The organism is Dactylosporangium sp. CA-233914, assembly GCF_050942935.1.
Lineage (GTDB): Bacteria > Actinomycetota > Actinomycetes > Mycobacteriales > Micromonosporaceae > Dactylosporangium.
This window is the reverse complement of sequence record NZ_CP192030.1, coordinates 3,677,648-3,697,607: the sequence shown is the minus strand read 5'-3', so window position 1 is coordinate 3,697,607 and position 19,960 is coordinate 3,677,648. Positions and strand designations below refer to the sequence as shown.

Sequence of the window (19,960 nt, the reverse complement as noted above, 5' to 3'; positions counted from 1 at the left end):
GATTACCGTGACCGTGGCCACATCCACTCCACGCGATCGGAGAAGTCGTGCGGGTTGCGAACATCGATGGACGGGCGACACTGCTGTGCAAGGCCGAGGGGGGACTCGACATCGCCGGCGCCAGTGACGGGCGCTTCCCCTCGGACCCCCAGCGGCTCATCGAGGATTGGGACGCGTTCCTGGAATGGGCCGCCGGGCGCGACGACCAAGCTGACGTCGCCATCGAGCCGGAGCGCGTCGGCCCCCCGACTCCGGCGCCGAAGCAGGTCTTCGCGATCGGCTTGAACTACGCCGAGCACGTCGACGAGTCGGCGATGGGCAGGCCGGACAGTCCACCCGTCTTCACCAAGTTCCCGACGTCGATCACCGGACCGTGCGCTCCCGTCACGCTGCCGAGCGCGACGGTGGATTGGGAGGTTGAGCTGGTTGTCGCGATCGGACGGCGTGCCCACCACGTGTCCGAGGACGAGGCGTGGCGCCACGTCGCGGGCCTGATGGTGGGTCAGGACCTCTCCGAGCGGGTGGTCCAGCTCGCCGGCCCGGTTCCGCAGTTCTCCCTCGGCAAGTCGTTCCCGGGCTTCGCTCCCGTCGGTCCGGTTCTGGTCACCCCGGACGAGTTCAAGGACCGCGACGACCTTGAACTGGGCTGTGCGCTGGACGGTGAGGTTCTCCAGCGCGGCCGGACGCGGGACATGATCTTCAGCGTTCCGGAGCTCATCGCCCGGCTCTCGGCCGTTTGCCCGCTGCTCCCCGGCGACATCATCTTTACCGGCACACCCTCTGGCGTGGGAAACGCGAGGAACCCGAAGCGGTTCCTGACCCCTGGCTCGACCCTGACCAGTTTTGTCGACGGCATCGGCGAGTTGCGCAACGAATTCGTCGCTGGAGCCAGGTATCCGACCCCGGCCAGTTGATCACCCGAAGGAGGCTCTGGTGTCTCTGCACCGCCTGACCCAGATCGTGATGGGCGTCCCCAACGTCTCGGAGACTGTCGACTACTACGTCGACTTCGGGCTATCGCCCCATCCCTGCGGCGAGGAGAACGGCTCGGCCGAACGGGACCGCACGCGCAGCCTGGCCACCGTCGACGGCGGCGAGCAGCTGAAGATCTCCCGCAGTGACCGCCGCCGCCTGCTACAGCTCGGGGTGGGTGTCGACGATCCCGACGACCTCGATCGGGCGGCGGCCGGCCTGCAGGCCATCGGCATCACCGTAGAGCGCTCGGCGACGCGGGTGCGTGCGTTCGAGCCCGGCACCGAGGTCTGGGTGGTTGTCGAGATCGCTGACCGGATCCGCCAGGACCGAACACCTTCGCCTGCCTACAACACCCCTGGCGTTGACGCCCGCACCAATCAACGAGCGGCCGGCATCCTGCGCGAGACACCGGTTCGGCCGCGCCGGCTCGGCCATGTCGTCCTCGGCTCGACCGACCAGGACCGTTCGCAGCGCTTCTTCGCGGAGGGACTGGGCTTCAAGACCAGCGACACGGTGCCCGGTCTCGCGTCATTCCTCCGTTGCTCATCCGACCACCACAATGTGCTGGTCCAGCAGTCGCCGCTCGCCTATCTCCACCACACATCCTGGCAGGTCGATGACCTCGACGACATCGGGCGCGGCGCGACGGCCATGCTGGAGAAGGACCCCGGCCGGCACGTTTGGGGGTTGGGCCGGCACCACATCGGCTCCAACTTCTTCTGGTACCTCAAGGACCCGGCCGGCAACTTCTCCGAGTACTACTCCGACATGGACTGCATCGTCGACGACGCCGTATGGGCCCCCCAGGTCTGGGGCGAGGCACGCAGCCTCTACAGCTGGGGGCCGCCGCCCCCGCCCTCATTCCTCCACCCGGAGGACCTGGCCGCCCACATGACGGGGACGCACTGCACAACCTGAGCGTCCCGCTCCGTGTCGCCAATGCACCTCTCCGCCCTCGGCATCACGACACAGAGGAGATTTCATGGTCAATAAACGCACAGCACTGTACGGTCTGGCGACAGCCATCGCGATCAGCGGATTGACCGGTTGCGGGTCCAGCAACGGCTCGGGAGGCACCGACAGCGTTGATGGCACTGCGACGGTCACGGTCATCTACACCGACAACGCGAACACCGCCGCCTTCACGCTCGGGGTCGAGAAGGGCATCTTCTCCAGGCACCGCATCGACATCAAGGCTCTGCGGCCGGCGAGCTCAGCCGGGTCGGACCAGGTACCCCTGCTGCTCAACGGACAGGCACAGGTGGGCATCACAGACGTGACCGCGGTGCCCTCCGCGGTGGCGAAGGGATTCGGGGTCCAGATTGTCACCTCGCTCGTCGCCGACTACGAGTCGCCAACCAGCTCTACCTTCGCCGCGATGGTTCCCCAGACGAGCGGCATCGAGTCGTTCAAGGACCTGGAGGGGAAAACGGTCGGCGTCGCCGGCCTGAACACCCACTGGAGCCTGCAAGTCATGGAGTCGGTGCGCAAGGCCGGCGGGGACCCGACCAAGGTCAAGCTGTTGGCGGTCCCTCTGCCGAATCAGGTCGCCACCCTTCAGCAGGGCAAGGTCGACGCCGTCAACACCTTGCAGCCGTTCATCGGCCAGCTCCAGCAAGCGGGCTTCAAGAGCCTGGGAGACCCGGCCGCCATCGCCCTCGGCCCGCACTCCATCGTCAGCGTGCTGATGGCGTCGAAGCAATACACCAAGGAGCACAGCGCCGTCATGTCGAGATTCCTGGACGCGTGGGCCGAGGCAGAAGCCTACGCCAACAGCCATCCCGACGAGGTCCGGGCGCAGATCGTGGCGAAGACCGGTACGCCCGCCGAGGTCGTCCGGAACCTGCCCTTGCCCTGGTACGCCAGCGGGGTGAGCCGCGACTCCACGACGAAGATCATGGAGCTGATGGTCCGCTACGGCTCACTGGACAAGTCGCTCCCGATCGATGACGTTGTCTGGTCGACGGCTCCCAACGCCGATCTGTCAACGCCACCGCCGGGCATCACGGTCAAACCCTGAGGTCGACGAGGATGTCCCAGACTCACACAGCGGTCCCCTCCACTGGTGGCAAGAGCTCCGCCGGCCCAGATCCCGTCGGTGGGGTGAGCACACCCCTGGTCGCCGCTCGCCGCTCGGCGCCACAGATCCTGCGTTCCCAACTCGATAGTGCGCTACTGCCACTCGGCAGCACCCTGCTGCTGTGCGGGCTCTGGGAAGTTCTCGCGAGAACAGTGCTACCGCCCCAGGTGCGGCCGTTCTCCAGCACCGTGGCGTGGCTGGTGACGAACGCACGCTCCGATGAGCTGTGGGGCGCAGTGGGTCAGACGCTCACGCACTGGGCCGCCGGGCTGGCGGTGGCACTGGCGGCCGGCTCGGTCGTCGGCTTGGCCACGGGCAGCAGCCGTTGGGTCGACAATCTGCTCAGCGGGCTGTTCGAGTTCGTCCGCCCCATTCCCGCGATCGTCTACCTCCCGCTGATGCTCCTGGTCATGGGGGCCACGTCGCAGGTCGCGATCACGCTGGCCGCGTCGGGCGCCTTCTGGCCGATCCTCTACCAGGTGCACTACGGCGTGGGGAGCATCGACCCCGTCGCCCGGGACACGGCCCGCGTGTTCGGGCTGAGCAGAGCCCAGCGGCTGCGCAGCGTCTCGATCCCGAGCGTCCTGCCGTTTCTCGCGACCGGAGTCCGGATCGCGTCTTCGATTGCGCTACTGGGCTCGGTCGTCATGGAAATGCTGGGCGGTGTGCCGGGCCTGGGCAGCATGTTGGCGCGCGACTCGTCCAACGGCCTGTATGACGCGATGTACGGGATCCTGCTGGCCACGGGACTGCTCGGCCTGGCTCTGAACGCGGTCTTTGCCCGCACCGAACGGACACTGCTGCGCTGGCATCCGGGCTACCGTCCGGTGGAGGCATGATGGCTCGACATCTACGACGGCTCGCCCTCACGGCCCTGCTGCCCGTCGCCGTGCTCGTGGCCTGGTGGGTCACCTCGGCGCAGAGCACCTCACCGTACTATCCGCCCCTGTCTCAGGTGCTTGACACGTTCCGGACCACCTGGGTCTTCGCACGAGTACCCTCCGACGTCGTGCCTGGCGTGTCGCGCATGGCCGCGGGCTACGCGCTGGGCACGCTGGCCGGCGTGGCGGTGGGGGTGGTGCTGGGCCGGTTCCGGCCGCTCGGCCGTGCGTTGAACCCGGCTGTCCAGTTCGGCCGGTCACTACCGGGGGCAACGCTGGTCCCGATCAGCGTGCTGGTCTTCGGCATCGGCGACTTCGGCAAGATCGTGGTGATCGGCTTCATCGCGATGTTCCCCGTCCTGCTCAACACCATCGACGCCGTGCGCTCGCTGGACCCGCAGGTGGAGGACGTGTGCCGAGTTTTCCGGCTCACCCCGGCCCAGCGCCTGCTGTCGGTGCTCCTGCCCGCTTCGGGCCCGCAGATCGTCTCCGGCATGAGGGTGTCGCTGCAACTGGCGTTCATCATGATGGTCGTGACCGAGATGTTCGCCTCGACCAACGGAATCGGCCGGGTCACGGTCGAGGCCAAGTCGACGTTCGACATGCCGGCCATGTGGTCGGGGATGCTGCTGCTGGGGATCCTGGGGATCGCATCCAACGGCTTGCTGCTCATCTTCCAGCGCCGCGTTCTGCGCTGGCACAGCGGCCTGATGAAAGGTATCTGATGCTGACCTTGTCCCACGTAACGAAGCAGTACACCGTCGGCAACTCGACGGTCGAGGCCATCCGCGACATCGGGTTCACCGTTGCCGACGGCGAGTTCATCTGCATCGTCGGCCCATCAGGAGCCGGCAAGACCACCTTGCTCAGATGCATGTGCGGGCTGCTGCGATGCACGTCGGGCAGCATCCGGCTGAACGGCACCGAGGTCTGCGGACCACCGAGACAGCTGGCCTGCGTCTTCCAGGAGTACAGCCGTTCGCTCATGCCGTGGCTGACGGTCGAGCACAACGTCGGCCTGCCGCTGAAGAACAAGGTGCCGTCTCGCGCTGAGCGGGGCCGGCGGGTCCGGTCCGCGCTGGCACAGGTCGGGTTGGACGGCTTCGGCAAGCGGTACCCCTGGCAGCTGTCGGGAGGGATGCAGCAGCGCGTCGCCATCGCGCGAGCACTGGCCTACGAGCCCGAGATCCTGCTTCTGGATGAGCCGTTCGCCTCGGTTGACGCTCAGACCCGCGCCGATCTCGAGGACCTTGTGCTCCGCGTCCACGTCACGAGCGGCATCACGATGGTGCTCGTCACGCACGACATCGACGAGGCCGTGTATCTCGCGGACCGCGTGGTCGCCTTGTCGGCCCGTCCGAGCACAGTCCTCGAGACGATCGACGTGCCCCTGCCCAGACCCCGCGACCAGATCGCCACCAAGGCCGACCCCCGCTTCGCCGAGCTGCGTACGCAGGTGCTGGGATTGATCCGCCGTCCCGACACCGCACCGGGCGCCGACGCCGATCTGCATCCGGTGGGTGGGGCGAAGTGACGGACCGAGGCGACGGTATCGCGGCGCTGACCCAGCACGCAGGGTCCCGCTTCCTCTGCGGCCTGAAGGCCGGAGTATCCACGGAAGGAATCCGATGACCTACATCGCGCTGGAAGAGGCATTCTCGATCCCCGGCCCGGACGCCGGCACACCGCCGTGGGCGCGCAACACGCACCGCACCAGGCCCGACGTCATGAAGGACTGGGCTCGGCGGCTGGCCGACTTCACCGCCTACCGGCTGCCCGAGATGGACGAGCACGGCGTCGACATCCAGGTACTGTCGCTCACGGTGCCCGGCATCCAGGCGTACACCGACGTCGCCGAGGCGGTGTCCAACGCCACGGCCGCCAATGACTACCTGGCCGAGGCGATCGCCAACGAGCCGGACCGCTTCCGTGGCTTCGCCGCGCTGCCGATGCAGGATCCGAAGGCGGCGATCGCCGAATTGCGTCGGTGCGTTACGGAGCTGGGGTTCGTCGGCGCGCTCGTCAACGACCACACCAACGGGTCATACCTGGACGAGCCGGCATACGAGGACTTCTGGACCGAGCTCGAGACCCTGGATGTCCCGTTGTACATCCACCCGAGCATCATCGCCGCCGATCAGTGGCACGTGATGGAGGGCCATCCCGAGCTGCGGGGTTCGATGTGGAGCTTCGGAGTTACCGTGGCCGGGCATGTGCTACGGCTCCTCTTCGGCGGCGTATTCGACCGGCATCCCAACGCCACCCTGATCGTCGGGCACATGGGCGAGCTGCTGCCCTTCCACGGCTCCCGGATGGACTCCCGCTACCTGGTCCAGGAGTCCCTGTGGCCGCTGAAGCGCATGCCGTCGGAGTACCTCGGCAGCAACATCCTGATCACCACGAGCGGGGTCACCTCGCCCGCTGTGCTGGAGGGCGCGGTGCTGGCTCTGGGTGCGGACGGGATCATGTTCTCGATCGACTACCCCTACGAGTCGACGGCGAGCGCGGTCCGCGGGTTCGAGGCCGCCCGGCTCAGCGACGCCGACCGGGAGAAGATCGCGCATCTCAACGCACGCCGCATTCTGAAGCTCTGACCGTGAGCCCGGGCAGCGCGCTGCCCGGGCTCACGGCGGTATTCGCCAAGCTGGACACAGCCCAGCAGCACGGCGACGGCGATCTGCGGCGGCTCCTGCCCTGGGGCTTTCCCGATGGCCGGCGCGACCGGTGGCGATCAGATGTGGGGGTCGCGCCGGCCATCGGAGGTGTGAGGCGTGTCCGACTGGAGCAAGGCTTGTTCACAAACGCAGGTCAGTGCATCACCGATCCGCCGTCGACAACAAGCGTCTGCCCAGTCATGAAGTCGCTCTCGGCGGAGAGCAGGAACACCACGACGCCGTCGAGATCCTCGGGCTGCTGGTCGCGCGGGAGGCACCGTGAGGCGATGTTCGGGACGTTCATAGCCTGGGCTTCGTCGCCCCACTCGAGGACTCCGTCGCTCAAGGTGAAGCCCGGCGCGACGCAGTTGACCCTGATTCCGTCACGGCCGAGCTCGCGGGCCATCACCCGGCTCAGCGCGATTACGGCACCCTTCGAGGCGACGTAGTGGGCCTTTCCGGGCACGCCTTTGAAGACCGTGCCCGACGAGATGTTGACCACCTTGCCGTAGCCTTGCGTTCGCATCGCCGGCAGCACCGCCCGGGTAAGTTCGAAGACGCCGCGCACGTTCACCTGCATGACGCGGTCGAACTCGTCGGAGTCGATCTGCTCGAACGGCTTGCTCTCCGCAAGCGTCGCGAACAATGCGGCGTTGTTCACCAGTCCGTCGATCCGGCCGAAGCGATCGAGGACCTGCTGGATGAAGCCGGCCACGGCAGCGGGATCAACCACGTCACAGATGCTCCCCCAGGCGTTCCCGCCGATCGCGGCGACGACCTCATCGGGCTCGAGCACGTCGCACACGGCGACATTGCCACCCTCGGCCGCAACTGCCCGCGCGTAGGATGCGCCGATTCCACGGGCGCCACCGGTGATCACGACCGTACGGCCACTCAGCCGCCCCACGGTACGGCCCCCTCACAGACGCGGGAGGCCGAGAGCCTCCCGCGTCTGCGCGACGTCGGCCACGGTGTGCCCGAGATCTTCGGCGAGCCGAACGGCGCGTTCGACCAGTGGAAGGTTTCCCTTGGTGGGCGCCCCGGGTCCGAGGTGAAGGGTGTCCTCCATCCCGGCCCGGGCGTTGCCGCCGAGGGCCAGGCCGATGCCGGTCAGGGACAGGTTTGCCCGGCCGACCGCGATCACCTGCCAGACGGCGTTCTCGGGAATCCGCCGCACCATCGTGATCAGGTTCTCGGGCGTGGCGGCCATGCCACCACGCACACCAAGCACGATCGAGAACTGCAGCGGGTCTGTGCGGAGGTACCCCTCGTCGCGCAGGCGCAGCGCGGCCTCGAGATGACCGGTGTCGTAGATTTCCAGCTCAGGCTTGACTTCGAGGTCGCGCATCCGGGCCGCCAGTTCGCGAACCTTCCGCGGTGGGTTGAGGAATTCACCGTCGCCGAACGACATGCTGCAAGGGTTGAGCGTGGCCATCGCCGGTCTCAGGTCGACCAGCCGCGCCCGTTCCTCAAATGGCACCGACAGCCCGACTCCGGTCGACAGCTGCACCAGGATGTCGCACCGCTCGGCGATCAACTCCATGGTCCGGCGGGCGATGTCGCGGTCGGCGGTGGGCTGGTCGTCCTCGTCGCGTAGATGGATGTGGGCCACGGTCGCGCCCGCCTGGTAGGCCCTCAGCACCTCGTCGGCGATCTCTGGTGGCTGAGTCGGCAACGTCGGGTTGTCCGCCTTGGTAGCCAGGGGGCCGGTCGGCGCGACAGTGATGACGACGCTCATGGAACCTCCTCGGTCCGCGCCGCAGGCTCTGCCCGCGGCCACCAGACTATAGATAGTCGCGCCATAGTTAGGCAATCCGTTGCATTGTCAATTCTTCACATCTAGCATGATGGACGTAGCGCCGGTCGTCAGGCGTAACCCACGCAAGGGGAGCTCTTTGATGTCAGCAGAGGCGCTCGCATCGTCGACAGCGGACGGCGCCGTCATACAGGTGTGCCTGCGGGTCGACGGCGAGCACGTTGAACTCGTCTGCGATTCCAGGCTGACCCTCCTGGACGCGCTGCGCGACCATCTCCGGATCACCGGGCCCAAGAAGGGATGCGACCACGGCCAGTGCGGGGCCTGCACCGTGCACGTGGGCGGGCGCGCCGTCCTGTCGTGCTTGACCCTGGTCGGGACCGTGCGGGACGCGGACGTGAAGACCGTCCACTCGTTGGCGTCCGATCCACGCCTGTCCCAGTTGCAGGCTGCATTCCTCGCCCACGACGCGTTCCAGTGCGGATTCTGCACCCCCGGCCAGTTGATGTCCGCGGTGGCGGCGCTCGATCGGACTGATCTTCGGACCGACGAGGAGCTACGCGAGTTCATGTCGGGGAACATCTGCCGCTGCGCGGCCTACCCGAACATTGTCGCGGCCATCCGCGCGGTTCGGGACTCGCAGCTCGCGGAGGGTTCCGCGCCGGATGCGTGAGTTCGGCTTCGCGGTGGCGGGGACCGTGGCAGACGCGCTGGCGGCGGCGGAAGGCACCGCTTTCCTTGCCGGCGGGACGACCCTTGTCGACCTGATGAAGCTGGGCGTGATGCGACCACCCATGGTGTTGGACATCAACGGCCTGCCGCTGCGTGAGATCACGGTTGCCGAGGACGGCGTGATGATCGGGGCGCTGGCCCGCATGAGCGACGTCGCCCTGCACCCCGAGGTTCGGCACGAACACCCGCTGATCTGCGAGGCGTTGCTGGCCGGCGCCTCGCAGCAGTTGCGCAACATGGCAAGCGTCGGCGGGAACCTGCTCCAGCGCAGCCGGTGCGGCTATTTCCGCGACGTCGCTTCCCCCTGCAATCGGCGCGAGCCCGGCACCGGATGCGCGGCCATCGGCGGGTCGAACCGCATGCACGCCATCATCGGCACCAGTGCGGCCTGCGTGGCGACCCACCCGAGCGACCTGGCCGTCGCTCTGGTGGCCAGCGAGGCGACGGTCACTCTGGCCGGGCGCGGGGGCACCAGGACCGTGCCGGTTGGCGAGTTCTACCTCACCCCAGGCGACAGCCCGCATCAGGAGAACATCTTGCTCCCCGGAGAGCTCGTGACGCAGGTGCACATTCCTCGCGGGCCGGCCGAGGCCCGTGCGGCCTACGTCAAGGTCCGCGACCGGGCGTCCTACGAGTTCGCACTCGCCTCAGCGGCGGTCCGGCTCGCTGTCGAGGAAGGCGTCATCGCCGAAGCGCGGGTCGCGGTCGGCGGGGTGGCGACCGTCCCGTGGCGTCTCCACGACGTCGAGGCGGCGTTGGTCGGGCTTCCCGCCGTATCCGGTCAGATCGGGGCGGCCGCCGCGTTGGCGAGTGCGGGAGCGCGCCCACTCACCCACAACGCGTTCAAGGTGCCGTTGCTCGAACGGACGGTCGAACGTGCGATCGAGAAGGTGATCTCGGCCTATGCCAACCGATGACTCCGCAATCCTGGGTGCGCGAATCGATCGCGTCGACGGCCTGCCGAAGGTCACCGGGGACGCGCCGTACTCGATCGACCAGGCCTGTCCGGGCATGGCCTGGGGTTATCTGGTGACCAGCGAGATCGCCGCAGGCCGCCTCGATGCGGTAGACCTCAGCGAGGCGAAGGCCGCACCTGGCGTCATCGCGGTCTTCACACCGTTCGATCCGCTCCCGATCAAGCCGGTGCCCTCCCTGACCAACCCGAGCGGTCCCCGCTACGCACCGCTGATGGACCCGGTGGTGCGCCACTACGGCCAGGTGGTAGCCCTCGTGGTCGCCGAGTCGTTCGAACAGGCGCGCGAGGCGGCCGCCCGGGTCCGTCCGAGCTATCAGTGCGAGCAAGCCGAGGTCTCGCTCGACGTCTCCGGCCGGGACTCCGTACCCGCGCAGGTCGACCACGGCCAGGATGCCGACACGGGCTATGCCCCTGACGGCGAGGACGTTCAGCAGATCCTCGCCCGCAGCGAGGTCGTCGTGAGCGGCACGTATCGCACAGCGGCCCAGAATCACGTCGCCATGGAGCCGCACAACGCGCTCGCCTGGTGGAGCGACGACGGCAGGCTGCACCTGCGAACCGGGCATCAGTCACTACCCTGGCTGGTGGGAGAGCTGGCCGCGACGTTCGACCTCCCGCCCGACGACATCGACGTCGTCGCGACATACATCGGGGGTGGGTTCGGCGGCAAGACCCGCGCCGGCGTTGACGTCAAACTGGCGTGCGCTGCGGCCCGCGTGCTCGGCCGGCCGATCAAGATCGTGTTGACTCGCCGGCAGGTGTTCACGACCACGGTCATTCGCGCGATGACTGAGCAACACGTCGTCCTCGGAGCCGACCGCGACGGCCGGTTGACGGCGATCGAGCACCGCTCGCGGTCAGGCGAGTCGGCGCTGATCTCGGACCTGCTGATGGCGCCGGGCCACGCCACGACGCGGATGCTCTACCGCACCGACGCGATGTCGGTCAGCCAGCGCAGGGTCACGCTCAATTTGCCACGCACGGGATTCATGCGTGGCCCGGCCGAGGTCCCAGGATTGTTCGCGATCGAGACAGCGATGGACGAGCTCGCCGATCGGCTCGGCATGGACCCGGTCGAGCTGAGACTTCGCAATGACGCGGCCACCTACCCCGGGCTCGACGTGCCCTGGAGCAGCAAGCGCTTGGCGGAGTGCCTCCGGCTCGGGGCCAAGCGGTTCGGCTGGGCCGAGCGCAGCCGGCGACCCCGGTCACGCGTGGACGGCGATGACTATGTCGGCCTCGGCGTCGCGGCCACGGTGTATCGCGCGGCGCAGATATCACCGGTTGTCGTCGAGGTGACGCTGCACGCCGACGGCACCGTGGAGGTGGCGACCTCAGCGGTGGACCTGGGCACCGGGATGGTCACGGTCATAGCGATGTCGGCGGCCGACGCGCTGGCCGTCCCGGTCGAGCGGATCGTCGTACGACACGGCAATTCGGCCCTCCCGGCCGGCGGCGCGGCACTCGGCTCGACCGGGACGGCCTCGGTCGCGCCCGCCGTCCATGCCGCAGCACGGTCCGCGATGGCTGAGCTACGGGACCGGGCCGCCGGCGAACGTGACTCACCCTTCCAGGGCATACCCGCCGAGAAGATCGAGGTGTACGCCGGAACGCTGAGTCACGCCTCCACCACAATCGGGTTTGCCCAGCTGCTCACGGCCCTCGGGCAGCCCGCCCTCACCAGCCGCGGCCAGACCCAGCCCCGTGGACCCGTCCACGACGGCCGTGCCCACTGGTCGTTCGGCGCGCAGTTCTGCGAGGTCCGGCTCAACCGGTGGACCTTGGAGCCGCGGGTTCGGCGGATGCTGGGTGTCATGGATATCGGTCGGGTCGTGAACCGCAAGACCGCCGAGAGCCAGATCATGGGCGGCATGATCTGGGGCATGTCCACAGCACTGTTCGAAGGGCTCGAATTCGACTCGACAGGAGTCATCAGCAATGCGAGCCTGGCCGACTACCTCGTGCCCGTCAACGCTGATGTCCCCGCGGCCGAGGTGGTGCTGCTGGACATACCCGACTACAGCCACAACGAGCTCGGGATACGTGGCGCGGGCGAGATCGGCGCCGGCGGGATGACCGCGGCCGTGGGTAACGCCATCTACAACGCCGTCGGGATCAGGCTACGCAGCCTGCCGATGACGGTCGACCAACTCATGACCGCCGATGGTGCACCCTAGCGACTCTTGGGCTCATCCCGCCCAGTCGAAGCGGAGCCGAGTCTTGTCGAACCGCCGATCGGCAAGGTCCTGGTAAGTGATCACAAATGACAGAAGCGTATCAACGGTGTACATCGTGGTTATGCCCATGTCGGGAGTCAGATATATTTCGGCAAGAACGGTCTCGTTCACGGGATCGTCAAGGCAATCGCCGCCGCCGCCGATGAGGGTGCCGCCATGACCGCCGAGTAGCCCGGGGGAATCTCACCCCCGGGCCCTCACAGAACCGTACGTAACAGTCGCCCGTTATACGGCTCTTGTCGTTCTGGTCACCAGACCGTGGGGGCGTGGGTGACCCAGGCCCAGTGGGCGAAGGCTCCCGGTCGTTTTCGGATGGCTTTGTTCCACGCCGTCCGGGCTTTCTTCTTGCCCCGCAGCCGCTTGTATTTCCGGCGGACCCACCGCAGCAGGTAGGCGTTGATGCGTTCCAGGAGGGGATACAGGGCAGATCGGTAGAACGCCCCGTAGTGGTTCATCCAACCCCGGACGATCGGGTTTATCCAATCGGCGAGGTCCTTCTCGGTCAGGCTTGTGCGATGGTGCAGCCGCCACGACCGCACCTCGACACTGATTCTCTTCAGGGACTGTTTGCTGATCGCCGGCAGGAACGACACAAACATCGCCCCGTCCTTCGACCGGGCGGAACGCCGCCGGAAGCCGTAGCCAAGGAAGACAAATTCGGTGTGTTCGTACGAGCCACGCCGCTTGTCATCCTGGCAATACACTATCCGGGTCTTCTCCGGATGCAACTCAAGCCCTACCTGGGTCATCCGCTTCGCGATTTCCGCCAGCACATATCGGGCCTGACGTTCACTGACGCAGTGCACGACCACGTCATCCACGTAGCGCTCGAACGGGATCGTCGGAAACATGCGGGCCATCCACATGTCGAACGCGTAATGGAGAAACAGATTAGCAAGTACAGGTGAAACTGCGGACCCCTGCGGGGTTCCTCGGTCTCGTTCCTGCAGAGTGCCGTCGGGGAGTTGCAGTGGCGCTTTCAACCAGCGCTCCACATACAACAGCACCCACGGTTGATCAGTGTGCGCGGCGACCGCTTTCAGGAGCAGATCCCACGGGACCGTGTCGAAAAACTTCCGGATGTCCAGATCGATCACCCAGCCGTACTTCCAGCACCGTGTCCGGCACACCGCTGCCGCGTCGACCGGGGAGCGCCCTGGCCGGTAGCCGTACGAGTCCGGGTGGAAGATCGGTTCGACCTCCGCCTCGATGACCCGCGCCGCGACCGTCTGGGCGATCCTGTCCCCGACCGTGGGCACGCCCAGAACTCTGACGCCTCCCCCGGTCTTCGGGATCTCCACGGCACGCACCGGAGGCGGAAAATACGTCCCCGACGACATTCGGTTCCAGATCTTGTAAAGGTTGTTCTTCAGATCCGTCTCGAACTCCGCCAGCGACACCGCGTCCACGCCCGGCGCGCCCTTGTTCGCTTTCACCCTCTCGTACGCCTCCCAGACAGCCCGCTTCGCAATCACGAACGGCTTGCCCGATGCTTTCAACTCATTCACACGACTCCTCCCAGCCAAACTGCTGGTTGATCGGGTAAACCAGTCACGAACGACCCGACCCCTTCGCTCCACCTTCGTTACAAAGGCTTCGTCACTACTACGAGTCGGTCCGCCAGCGCGATCGGCAACGGTACTCAGTTCCTCACCGCTTCGGGCGGTCTGGAACGCTCCCTCTCACCCACCAGACAGCAGCGGATAGTGTCCTCACGCGCCTTCTCCCGTTCCGCACGAAAGCCGCAGGCCGGGCTCGCGTCGCCTGTATGCCGGACACCACCTGGCCAGTAAACTGGTCCCCGCCAGACTCATCCCGGGATCGCATTGACACCCCGGTTTCGATGTCACCTTCTAAGTTTCGACACGTCATCAGCGATTCGCTTCCGCTCGCCTTCCCGACCCCCACCTGACATCTCGAATGGACGCCTTTTCCTCATCGTTCACCACAACAGTCTTCAGCTAATGCAGCATGAGGTGGTTTGAAGCCTCCCCCAGCAGGGCGACTCCGAAGGGCCAAACCTTCATCTTCCGTACAGCATCGCTACAAGACAGACATTCCTACATATCTCCGCCCTTTCGCGTTCGGGACACAACAATGCCGTTCAGATAAGGCTTCTGCCGAGGTCAGCGTGGTGAGCTGACGTCGATTGTGGAGGCCGGTACGGTGGCTGGCCGTGACGTCATCGATGGCGGAGGAACGGCTGTGGGGTCGGTTGACCGACCATGTCGGGTTGGGTGTGGTGTCGGCCCGGTTCAGTCGCGACCTCCTCGAGGAGGTCCTCAACCGCACGCAGCGGCGGGAGCAGCGGTCCCGGCGGCTGCCGGCGCACGTGATGGTCCGGTATGTGATCGCGATGGGGTTGTTCTTCGCCGAGTCGTACGACGAGGTGATGCGCAGGCTGGTGGGTAACCTGCGCAAACTCGGTTCTTGGGACGACGATTGGCAGGTCCCGACCAAGTCGGCGATCACCCAGGCCCGGCAACGCCTCGGTGTCGAGCCAATGCAGGCGTTGTTCGAGCGGGCCGCGGTGCCCCTGGCCACGCCGGGCACGAAAGGCGCCTGGCTCGGCCGGCGCCGGTTGATGGCGATCGACGCGACCAGCTTCGACGTGGCCGACACCCCGGACAATGCGGAACGGTTCGGCCGGATGGGGTCCGGGCCGAAAGCGTCGGCGTACCCGAAAGTGCACGTCGCCGCCCTCGCGGAGTGCGGCAGCCACGCCATCATCGGCGCGGTGCTAGGCGGCTGCCGGACCGGGGAACGCACTCTGGCCGCTGGCCTTGCCGGCGCGGTCGGCCCGAACATGCTGGTCATGGCCGACGCCGGCCTGTATTCCTACGAACTGTTCCAGGCGTTCGCCGCCACCGGCGCTGACCTGGCCTGGCGGATCGGCGCGTCGGTATCGGTCGGGCACCTGCGCTGGCTGCCCGACGGCTCCTACCAGGCGCTGATCTACGCTCCCGGCCTGAGTGCTCAGCGGCGGGCTCGGCTGGTCGAGCAGGCCAGAGCCGGCCACGATGTTCCCGCGGACCTGGCCCGTCTGGTCCGAGTGGTCGAGTACACCGTCCCCGACCGCAACCCTGACGGCGACCTGATCGTCGTGGTCACCACCATCACCGACCCACACGAGGCCCCGGCCAGGGACCTGGCCGAGGCCTATCACCAGCGCTGGGAGGAAGAATCCGCGCTGGACGAACTGAAAACCGACCTGCGTGGCCGCGGTGAGGTCCTCCGCTCCAAGACCCCGGACCTGGTCGAACAACAAATGTGGGGCCTGCTGCTGGCGCACTACGCCATCCGCGCGCTGCTGCTCGACGCCGCCGACCCAGCCGGTTACGACCCGGACCGGATGTCGTTCATCAAAGGCCTTCGCGTCGTGCGCCGCCAGGTCACCGACCAGGCGGCCATCACCCCCTGAACACCTTTCCGACGCCCTGACCGACGCGCTCACCGAAATCCGCAGCCAGCCCAACCCACCCCGCCGCGACCGGACCTGCCCCCGCGTCATCAAACGCGCCCGACACAACTCCTACCGCGTCAAACGCCCCACCGACCGGATCACCTGCCATCCCGGCCCACCCACACCGTTACTGGCCTGCCCAGACGGCCTTATCTGAACGGCATTGCGCCATGACCCCCCATCGCGAACGGGTATTTACCGTCAGTCAGGTCGCCCAGGGCATCGTAGATGGGTTCCAGGATTTCCCAGCTGTCGTCCAGCTCAACAGTGAGGTCAGAGGCTCCCTGGGGCATTGACCAGCGCGGCCTGCCGCAGAGCGGGAAAGGGGTGATGACGTCGTCCAAAATTGCATCATCAGGCAGTTCTCGTTCGGTGACCGGAACGCCGGCCGGGACGTATACGACGTTGCAGTATTCCGGTATGTCCATCGTTTCTGCGAAGAAGATCAGCTGACCGTCTTGCGGGAGATCCAGATCGTGGCTGCCGCGCGGCACCAAGGCAAGGTCGATGGTCGCCATACAGGCCATGAAGTCCGGCCACTCCGCACCGTCCGGCATGCTGGGCTTGCCCCCAAAGCGACCGATGACGGGCCCTTCGTCCCGAACGAACGCCAGCTGGGGCCGCGCGAGATGGACCCACTTCTCGATCATCGCGGTGGCCACGCCCTTATCACGCGCTGCCCGACGAAACACATCTCTCGCGTCCACGGTCGGCATCCTACGATCCGGCGCACGGTCGTGGTGAAGGCGTATGCGATGGGCGGGATGCCGCCCTGGGCGGCCGGGCACACCAGCAGGGCGCCCCGCAGCACGGGCAGCTGGGCCCGCCCGAAGGACGGGCCCAGCACCGAAGCCATTCAGGACAGTAGGTCGTGTGCGGCAACGACATTCGAGTCCTGGCCCCGCAGCAGCACGTGCGGGTCCTGCAGTTCCCACCAGCCGCAGTAGGGCTCGTGGACGTCCCAGCCGAGCAGTCGCTGGATCCGTTCCGGGTACTTGAGCACCTGCTGCTTGGGCACGGCGAGGTACTGGTTCTCCTCCTGGCGGAGATACCCGCGCGCGAAGGCGAGGACCATCGCCAGCCGCGGCTCGTCCTTGGTCACGTTGGCCCCGCCGCCGTGATACGTCGACCCCAGATGGATCAGGCAGGAGCCCCGCGTCATCTCCGCCGGCACCGCCTCCTCGACCCGTGGCGGCCGGTCGTCGTCCCACTTGTGACTGCCGGGGATCACCATCGTGGCGCCGTTCGCGGCGTGGTAGGAGGTCCCGGCGAACAGCGCCTGCACCTGGCTCTCCGGCCCGGGGTGGACCCGGTGGTGGAGGAAGTCGTCGCGGTGCAGGGGTTGTGCGGTCTCGCCGGGGAAGATGTAGATCGCCGACGTGCACGAGATCTGCACCCGGCTCTTCGAGTCCAGTCGCTGTTCACCGACCCAGCTGTAGGCCTTCTCACGCCCCAGGATCGCCTCGGCCGCACCGAGAAGGTGCGGGGAGAGCACCACCTCGGCGTAGCTCGGCGACTTGGCCAGGATGCTCGACGTCCGGCGGGTGCGGGTTCCCATGAAGTCGCCCTCGCCCCACGGCGTCAGGTCGAGGTACGGCTTGATCTCGTCAAAGACCCGGCTGATGAGCTCCTGACTGACGGCGTCCTTCACGATGACGCCGCCGTCGCGGTCGAGGACCTCCACCACGTCGTCGACGGTGGCCGTGGCGGGAAGTGTGGTCAGACTTGGCATGCGCCTTCCTTCGGGTAGGGGTATCTCACGAGGTGCGGGTCGACGCATCAGCGTCCTGACTGATCGGTTCGACAGCGCCGGCTTTGCTGCGTCGTTCGGTGAGCCAGAAGGCGGCGAAGCCGACGGCGATGGTGACGAGGAATACCCAGGACATCGCGTCGATCGGCGATGCGGGCGGGTTCACGAGGTTGTTGACGTACAACCAGCCCATCGTCACCGCTCCGACGAGGGCGGAGATCACCAGACCGGCGGTGAGGCTACGCAGCCGCTTCATCAGCGCGACCGCGCCCGCCGCGATGAGCAGATAAGGGATGACCCAGAAGAAGACGAGCAGGGTGGCCAGCGCGGTGTAAACGGTGAAGATGCCCTGCCCGGTGACCCAGATCAGCAGGACCATCGCGGGCGGAGACCCCGCCCTTGACTGGTTGGTATCGATGGCCGCGTCGCGGAGCAACGGGATCGTCCGGCGGGTGGCGATGTAGGCGCGAACGGCGGGATCGGCGGGTCGCCATTGTCCTGGCGTAAACTGTGGCGAAAACACTCGGTCGAGCCTCCCTCCATGGCCGCCCGCTCGTGCGTCATAGCGGGTGAGGGAGGGATTGGGGTGACGTTCGACGACTTCGTCCGCGGGCAGCTCGACGCGCTGCTGCGCACGGCGTACCTGCTGACCGGCGACCGGCAGCACGCCGAGGATCTGGTGCAGACCGTGCTCGCCCGGCTGGCCGTGCGGTGGCATCGCATCGACGACCCGGCCGCGTACACCCGCCGCGCGCTCTACACCCAGTCGGTCAGCTGGTGGCGGCGCCGCCAATCCCGCGTGGTGGAGACGCTCACCGCGGAGCTGCCGGAGCGGGCCGGGCCGCCGGGCGGCGAGCCGGAGCTGGCCGTGCTCATGCGGCGGGCACTGGCCCGGCTCACCCCGAAGCAACGGGCGGTGCTGGTGCTGCGGTTCTACGAGGACTGCACCGAGGCCGAGACCGCCGCCCGCCTCAACTGCCGGGTCGGCACGGTGAAAAGCCAGACGCGCCACGCGCTCGCACGGCTGCGCGTGCTCGCCCCCGAGCTGCTGGACGAGTTCGAGATGGGGGTACTGCGGTGACCCGCCTGCACGACGGGCTGCGCACGCTCGCGGAACAGACCCCGCGAGCCACGCTGCCGGCCGACTTCTTCGACCTGGCCAGGGCCCGGCACCGCACCCGCCGGATCAGGGCCGCCGCCACCGCCACGGTGGCGGTCGTGGTCGTGCTCCTGGCCGTCGGGATCGGCTGGGCCGTGCGCCCGGCCGGGCAGAGCAGCATCCCTGCGGGGACCACCACGCCGGGCATCCCGACGACCCTCACGCCGCCGCCCTGGTACACGGCCGCCGCCGACGCCGCCGCGCTCGGCCCGGCCGCGGCGATCTTCGGTGGCGACGCGACCACCGGCGACTGGAACGAGGGCCGCTTCGGCGCGGTCGCCGCCAGCGGGAACCGGTACCGCGTGTTCAACGACGTCGTGTACACCCCACCGGGCTTCGAGGCGCTGCTCTCCCCCGACGGACGGTACATCGCCCGCAACCACCAGGTCCGTTCCCTCGTCACCGACGAACGGATCTCGGTACCGGGAGAGATCCGCGCCTTCTCGCCCGACGGCGCCCTCGTGGTCTACGAGACCGGCAACGGGGAGCCGCGGCAGAGTCGCGTGGGCGTGTACGACCTGGCCCGGCGCACCGACGTCGCGAGCCTCGACATCGGCGACCAGTGGTTGGTCCCCGGCTGGTCCGCGGCTCTGTCCGGCGACCATCGGCGACTCGCGTTGCAGGTCGGTGACGAGCTGCGGCTGTACACCGTGGGCGGCGACACCCCGGACACCACCATCCAGCTCTCGTCCGAGACCCTCGCCGGACCCGGCGCGTGGCTGCCCAGCGGGACGGCCGTCGTGACCGCGCACCGCGACGCCGACGACCGCTGGCGTCTCGTCGTCCGCGACGCCCGCACCGGCCTGCCGGCGGACACCGCGGCATCGGCAGACCCGGCGCTGCCCGCGGCGACCGACGCCCGGTACGTGCGGCTGCTCGGCTGGCGCCCGGACGGCACCGCGATCGCGATCACCGGCGTGCCCCGGGCTGGAGCGGGACCGGCTCAGCTGGTGTGGGAGCACGCCTGGAGCCCGTTCACCGACCACGGCTCGGCCCGGGCCCGGCTGGTCGCGCTGCGCCCCGGCGCCGCCACGCAGCAGGTGCTGCTGGAGACACCGGACGGTATCAGCGAGCTGGACGTGGCCGCGGACCTGGCCCTGGCCGGCGCCTTCCGGGACGCGACGGGAGCCACCGACTACGGCTTCCTGCACCATCCGCTGGGGTTCGTGGCGGCTGCCGCCGCATCGGTGGCAGCGGCGGCGCTGCTGGCTGCCGTGCACCACCGCCGCCGCGCACGCCGGCGCCCAGATCCTGGCCCCTGAGCGTGTGGGACCCCTCCACCGCGTACGGCCGCGTG

General features: G+C 67.7%; 19 protein-coding genes. 13 read left to right on the top strand and 6 right to left on the bottom strand.

Annotation, left to right across the window (positions count from 1 at the left end):
• The first annotated feature begins 47 nt into the window (after positions 1 to 47).
• From ACQPY0_RS17015 to ACQPY0_RS16985, 7 genes are all read left to right on the top strand, one after another.
• Positions 48 to 914, top strand: coding sequence for a fumarylacetoacetate hydrolase family protein (locus ACQPY0_RS17015; protein ID WP_432989838.1), 867 nt, complete (start codon positions 48 to 50; stop codon positions 912 to 914).
• Between the two features lie 19 nt (positions 915 to 933).
• Positions 934 to 1,893 carry a VOC family protein gene (locus ACQPY0_RS17010; RefSeq protein WP_432989836.1) on the top strand — a complete coding sequence of 320 codons (960 nt, stop codon included), beginning with the start codon at positions 934 to 936 and terminating at the stop codon, positions 1,891 to 1,893.
• 64 nt (positions 1,894 to 1,957) lie between these two features.
• On the top strand, positions 1,958 to 2,995 hold the full coding sequence (locus tag ACQPY0_RS17005) for an ABC transporter substrate-binding protein (RefSeq protein ID WP_432989834.1): 1,038 nt from the start codon (positions 1,958 to 1,960) through the stop codon (positions 2,993 to 2,995).
• A gap of 83 nt (positions 2,996 to 3,078) precedes the next feature.
• Entirely contained in the window at positions 3,079 to 3,894 is an 816-nt protein-coding gene (locus ACQPY0_RS17000) for an ABC transporter permease (RefSeq protein WP_432989832.1), read from the top strand.
• Entirely contained in the window at positions 3,891 to 4,661 is a 771-nt protein-coding gene (locus ACQPY0_RS16995) for an ABC transporter permease (RefSeq protein WP_432989830.1), read from the top strand. Before ACQPY0_RS17000 ends, ACQPY0_RS16995 begins: the two co-directional genes overlap by 4 nt.
• Entirely contained in the window at positions 4,661 to 5,470 is an 810-nt protein-coding gene (locus ACQPY0_RS16990) for an ABC transporter ATP-binding protein (protein ID WP_432989828.1), read from the top strand. Before ACQPY0_RS16995 ends, ACQPY0_RS16990 begins: the two co-directional genes overlap by 1 nt.
• 94 nt (positions 5,471 to 5,564) lie before the next feature.
• On the top strand, positions 5,565 to 6,530 hold the full coding sequence (locus ACQPY0_RS16985) for an amidohydrolase family protein (protein WP_432989826.1): 966 nt from the start codon (positions 5,565 to 5,567) through the stop codon (positions 6,528 to 6,530).
• A 214-nt stretch (positions 6,531 to 6,744) separates the two neighbouring features.
• Here the strand turns inward: ACQPY0_RS16985 and ACQPY0_RS16980 are convergent, their stop codons facing one another.
• Both ACQPY0_RS16980 and ACQPY0_RS16975 read right to left on the bottom strand, forming a co-directional pair.
• Positions 6,745 to 7,470 (bottom strand): SDR family NAD(P)-dependent oxidoreductase, encoded by a 726-nt coding sequence (locus ACQPY0_RS16980; protein ID WP_432989824.1) that lies wholly within the window; start codon positions 7,468 to 7,470, stop codon positions 6,745 to 6,747.
• A 39-nt stretch (positions 7,471 to 7,509) separates the two neighbouring features.
• Positions 7,510 to 8,328: a 3-keto-5-aminohexanoate cleavage protein gene (locus ACQPY0_RS16975; RefSeq protein WP_432989822.1), complete on the bottom strand. Its 819-nt coding sequence runs from the start codon at positions 8,326 to 8,328 to the stop codon at positions 7,510 to 7,512.
• A gap of 160 nt (positions 8,329 to 8,488) precedes the next feature.
• Between ACQPY0_RS16975 and ACQPY0_RS16970 the strand changes: the two genes are divergently transcribed.
• The 3 genes from ACQPY0_RS16970 to ACQPY0_RS16960 are packed head-to-tail and all read left to right on the top strand — an operon-like array spanning position 8,489 to position 12,231.
• Positions 8,489 to 9,019, top strand: a complete 531-nt coding sequence (locus ACQPY0_RS16970; RefSeq protein ID WP_432995278.1) for a (2Fe-2S)-binding protein — start codon at positions 8,489 to 8,491, stop codon at positions 9,017 to 9,019.
• A complete protein-coding gene (locus ACQPY0_RS16965) occupies positions 9,012 to 9,995 on the top strand; it encodes an FAD binding domain-containing protein (protein ID WP_432989820.1) in 984 nt (327 codons plus the stop codon). Before ACQPY0_RS16970 ends, ACQPY0_RS16965 begins: the two co-directional genes overlap by 8 nt.
• Complete coding sequence (locus tag ACQPY0_RS16960) at positions 9,982 to 12,231, top strand: xanthine dehydrogenase family protein molybdopterin-binding subunit (RefSeq protein WP_432989818.1); 2,250 nt, start codon at positions 9,982 to 9,984, stop codon at positions 12,229 to 12,231. The genes ACQPY0_RS16965 and ACQPY0_RS16960 overlap by 14 nt, the downstream gene beginning before the upstream one ends.
• A gap of 308 nt (positions 12,232 to 12,539) precedes the next feature.
• Here the strand turns inward: ACQPY0_RS16960 and ltrA are convergent, their stop codons facing one another.
• Complete coding sequence (gene ltrA / locus ACQPY0_RS16955) at positions 12,540 to 13,799, bottom strand: group II intron reverse transcriptase/maturase (RefSeq protein WP_432989816.1); 1,260 nt, start codon at positions 13,797 to 13,799, stop codon at positions 12,540 to 12,542.
• A gap of 680 nt (positions 13,800 to 14,479) precedes the next feature.
• On the opposite strand from ltrA, the gene ACQPY0_RS16950 reads away from it, so the two are divergent.
• On the top strand, positions 14,480 to 15,712 hold the full coding sequence (locus tag ACQPY0_RS16950; RefSeq protein ID WP_432995276.1) for an IS4 family transposase: 1,233 nt from the start codon (positions 14,480 to 14,482) through the stop codon (positions 15,710 to 15,712).
• Between the two features lie 191 nt (positions 15,713 to 15,903).
• On the opposite strand, the gene ACQPY0_RS16945 is transcribed toward ACQPY0_RS16950, so the two are convergent.
• From ACQPY0_RS16945 to ACQPY0_RS16935, 3 genes are all read right to left on the bottom strand, one after another.
• Positions 15,904 to 16,461 (bottom strand): DUF1963 domain-containing protein, encoded by a 558-nt coding sequence (locus ACQPY0_RS16945; protein WP_432989814.1) that lies wholly within the window; start codon positions 16,459 to 16,461, stop codon positions 15,904 to 15,906.
• Between the two features lie 149 nt (positions 16,462 to 16,610).
• Positions 16,611 to 17,486, bottom strand: coding sequence for a phytanoyl-CoA dioxygenase family protein (locus tag ACQPY0_RS16940; protein ID WP_432989812.1), 876 nt, complete (start codon positions 17,484 to 17,486; stop codon positions 16,611 to 16,613).
• A gap of 25 nt (positions 17,487 to 17,511) precedes the next feature.
• On the bottom strand, positions 17,512 to 18,027 hold the full coding sequence (locus ACQPY0_RS16935) for a hypothetical protein (protein WP_432989811.1): 516 nt from the start codon (positions 18,025 to 18,027) through the stop codon (positions 17,512 to 17,514).
• Between the two features lie 63 nt (positions 18,028 to 18,090).
• Here ACQPY0_RS16935 and ACQPY0_RS16930 point away from each other — a divergent pair, with 63 nt between their 5' ends.
• Together ACQPY0_RS16930 and ACQPY0_RS16925 are read left to right on the top strand one after the other, a co-directional pair.
• Complete coding sequence (locus tag ACQPY0_RS16930) at positions 18,091 to 18,585, top strand: SigE family RNA polymerase sigma factor (RefSeq protein WP_432989809.1); 495 nt, start codon at positions 18,091 to 18,093, stop codon at positions 18,583 to 18,585.
• Positions 18,582 to 19,925, top strand: coding sequence for a hypothetical protein (locus ACQPY0_RS16925; RefSeq protein WP_432989807.1), 1,344 nt, complete (start codon positions 18,582 to 18,584; stop codon positions 19,923 to 19,925). The genes ACQPY0_RS16930 and ACQPY0_RS16925 overlap by 4 nt, the downstream gene beginning before the upstream one ends.
• The last annotated feature ends 35 nt before the right edge of the window (positions 19,926 to 19,960 follow it).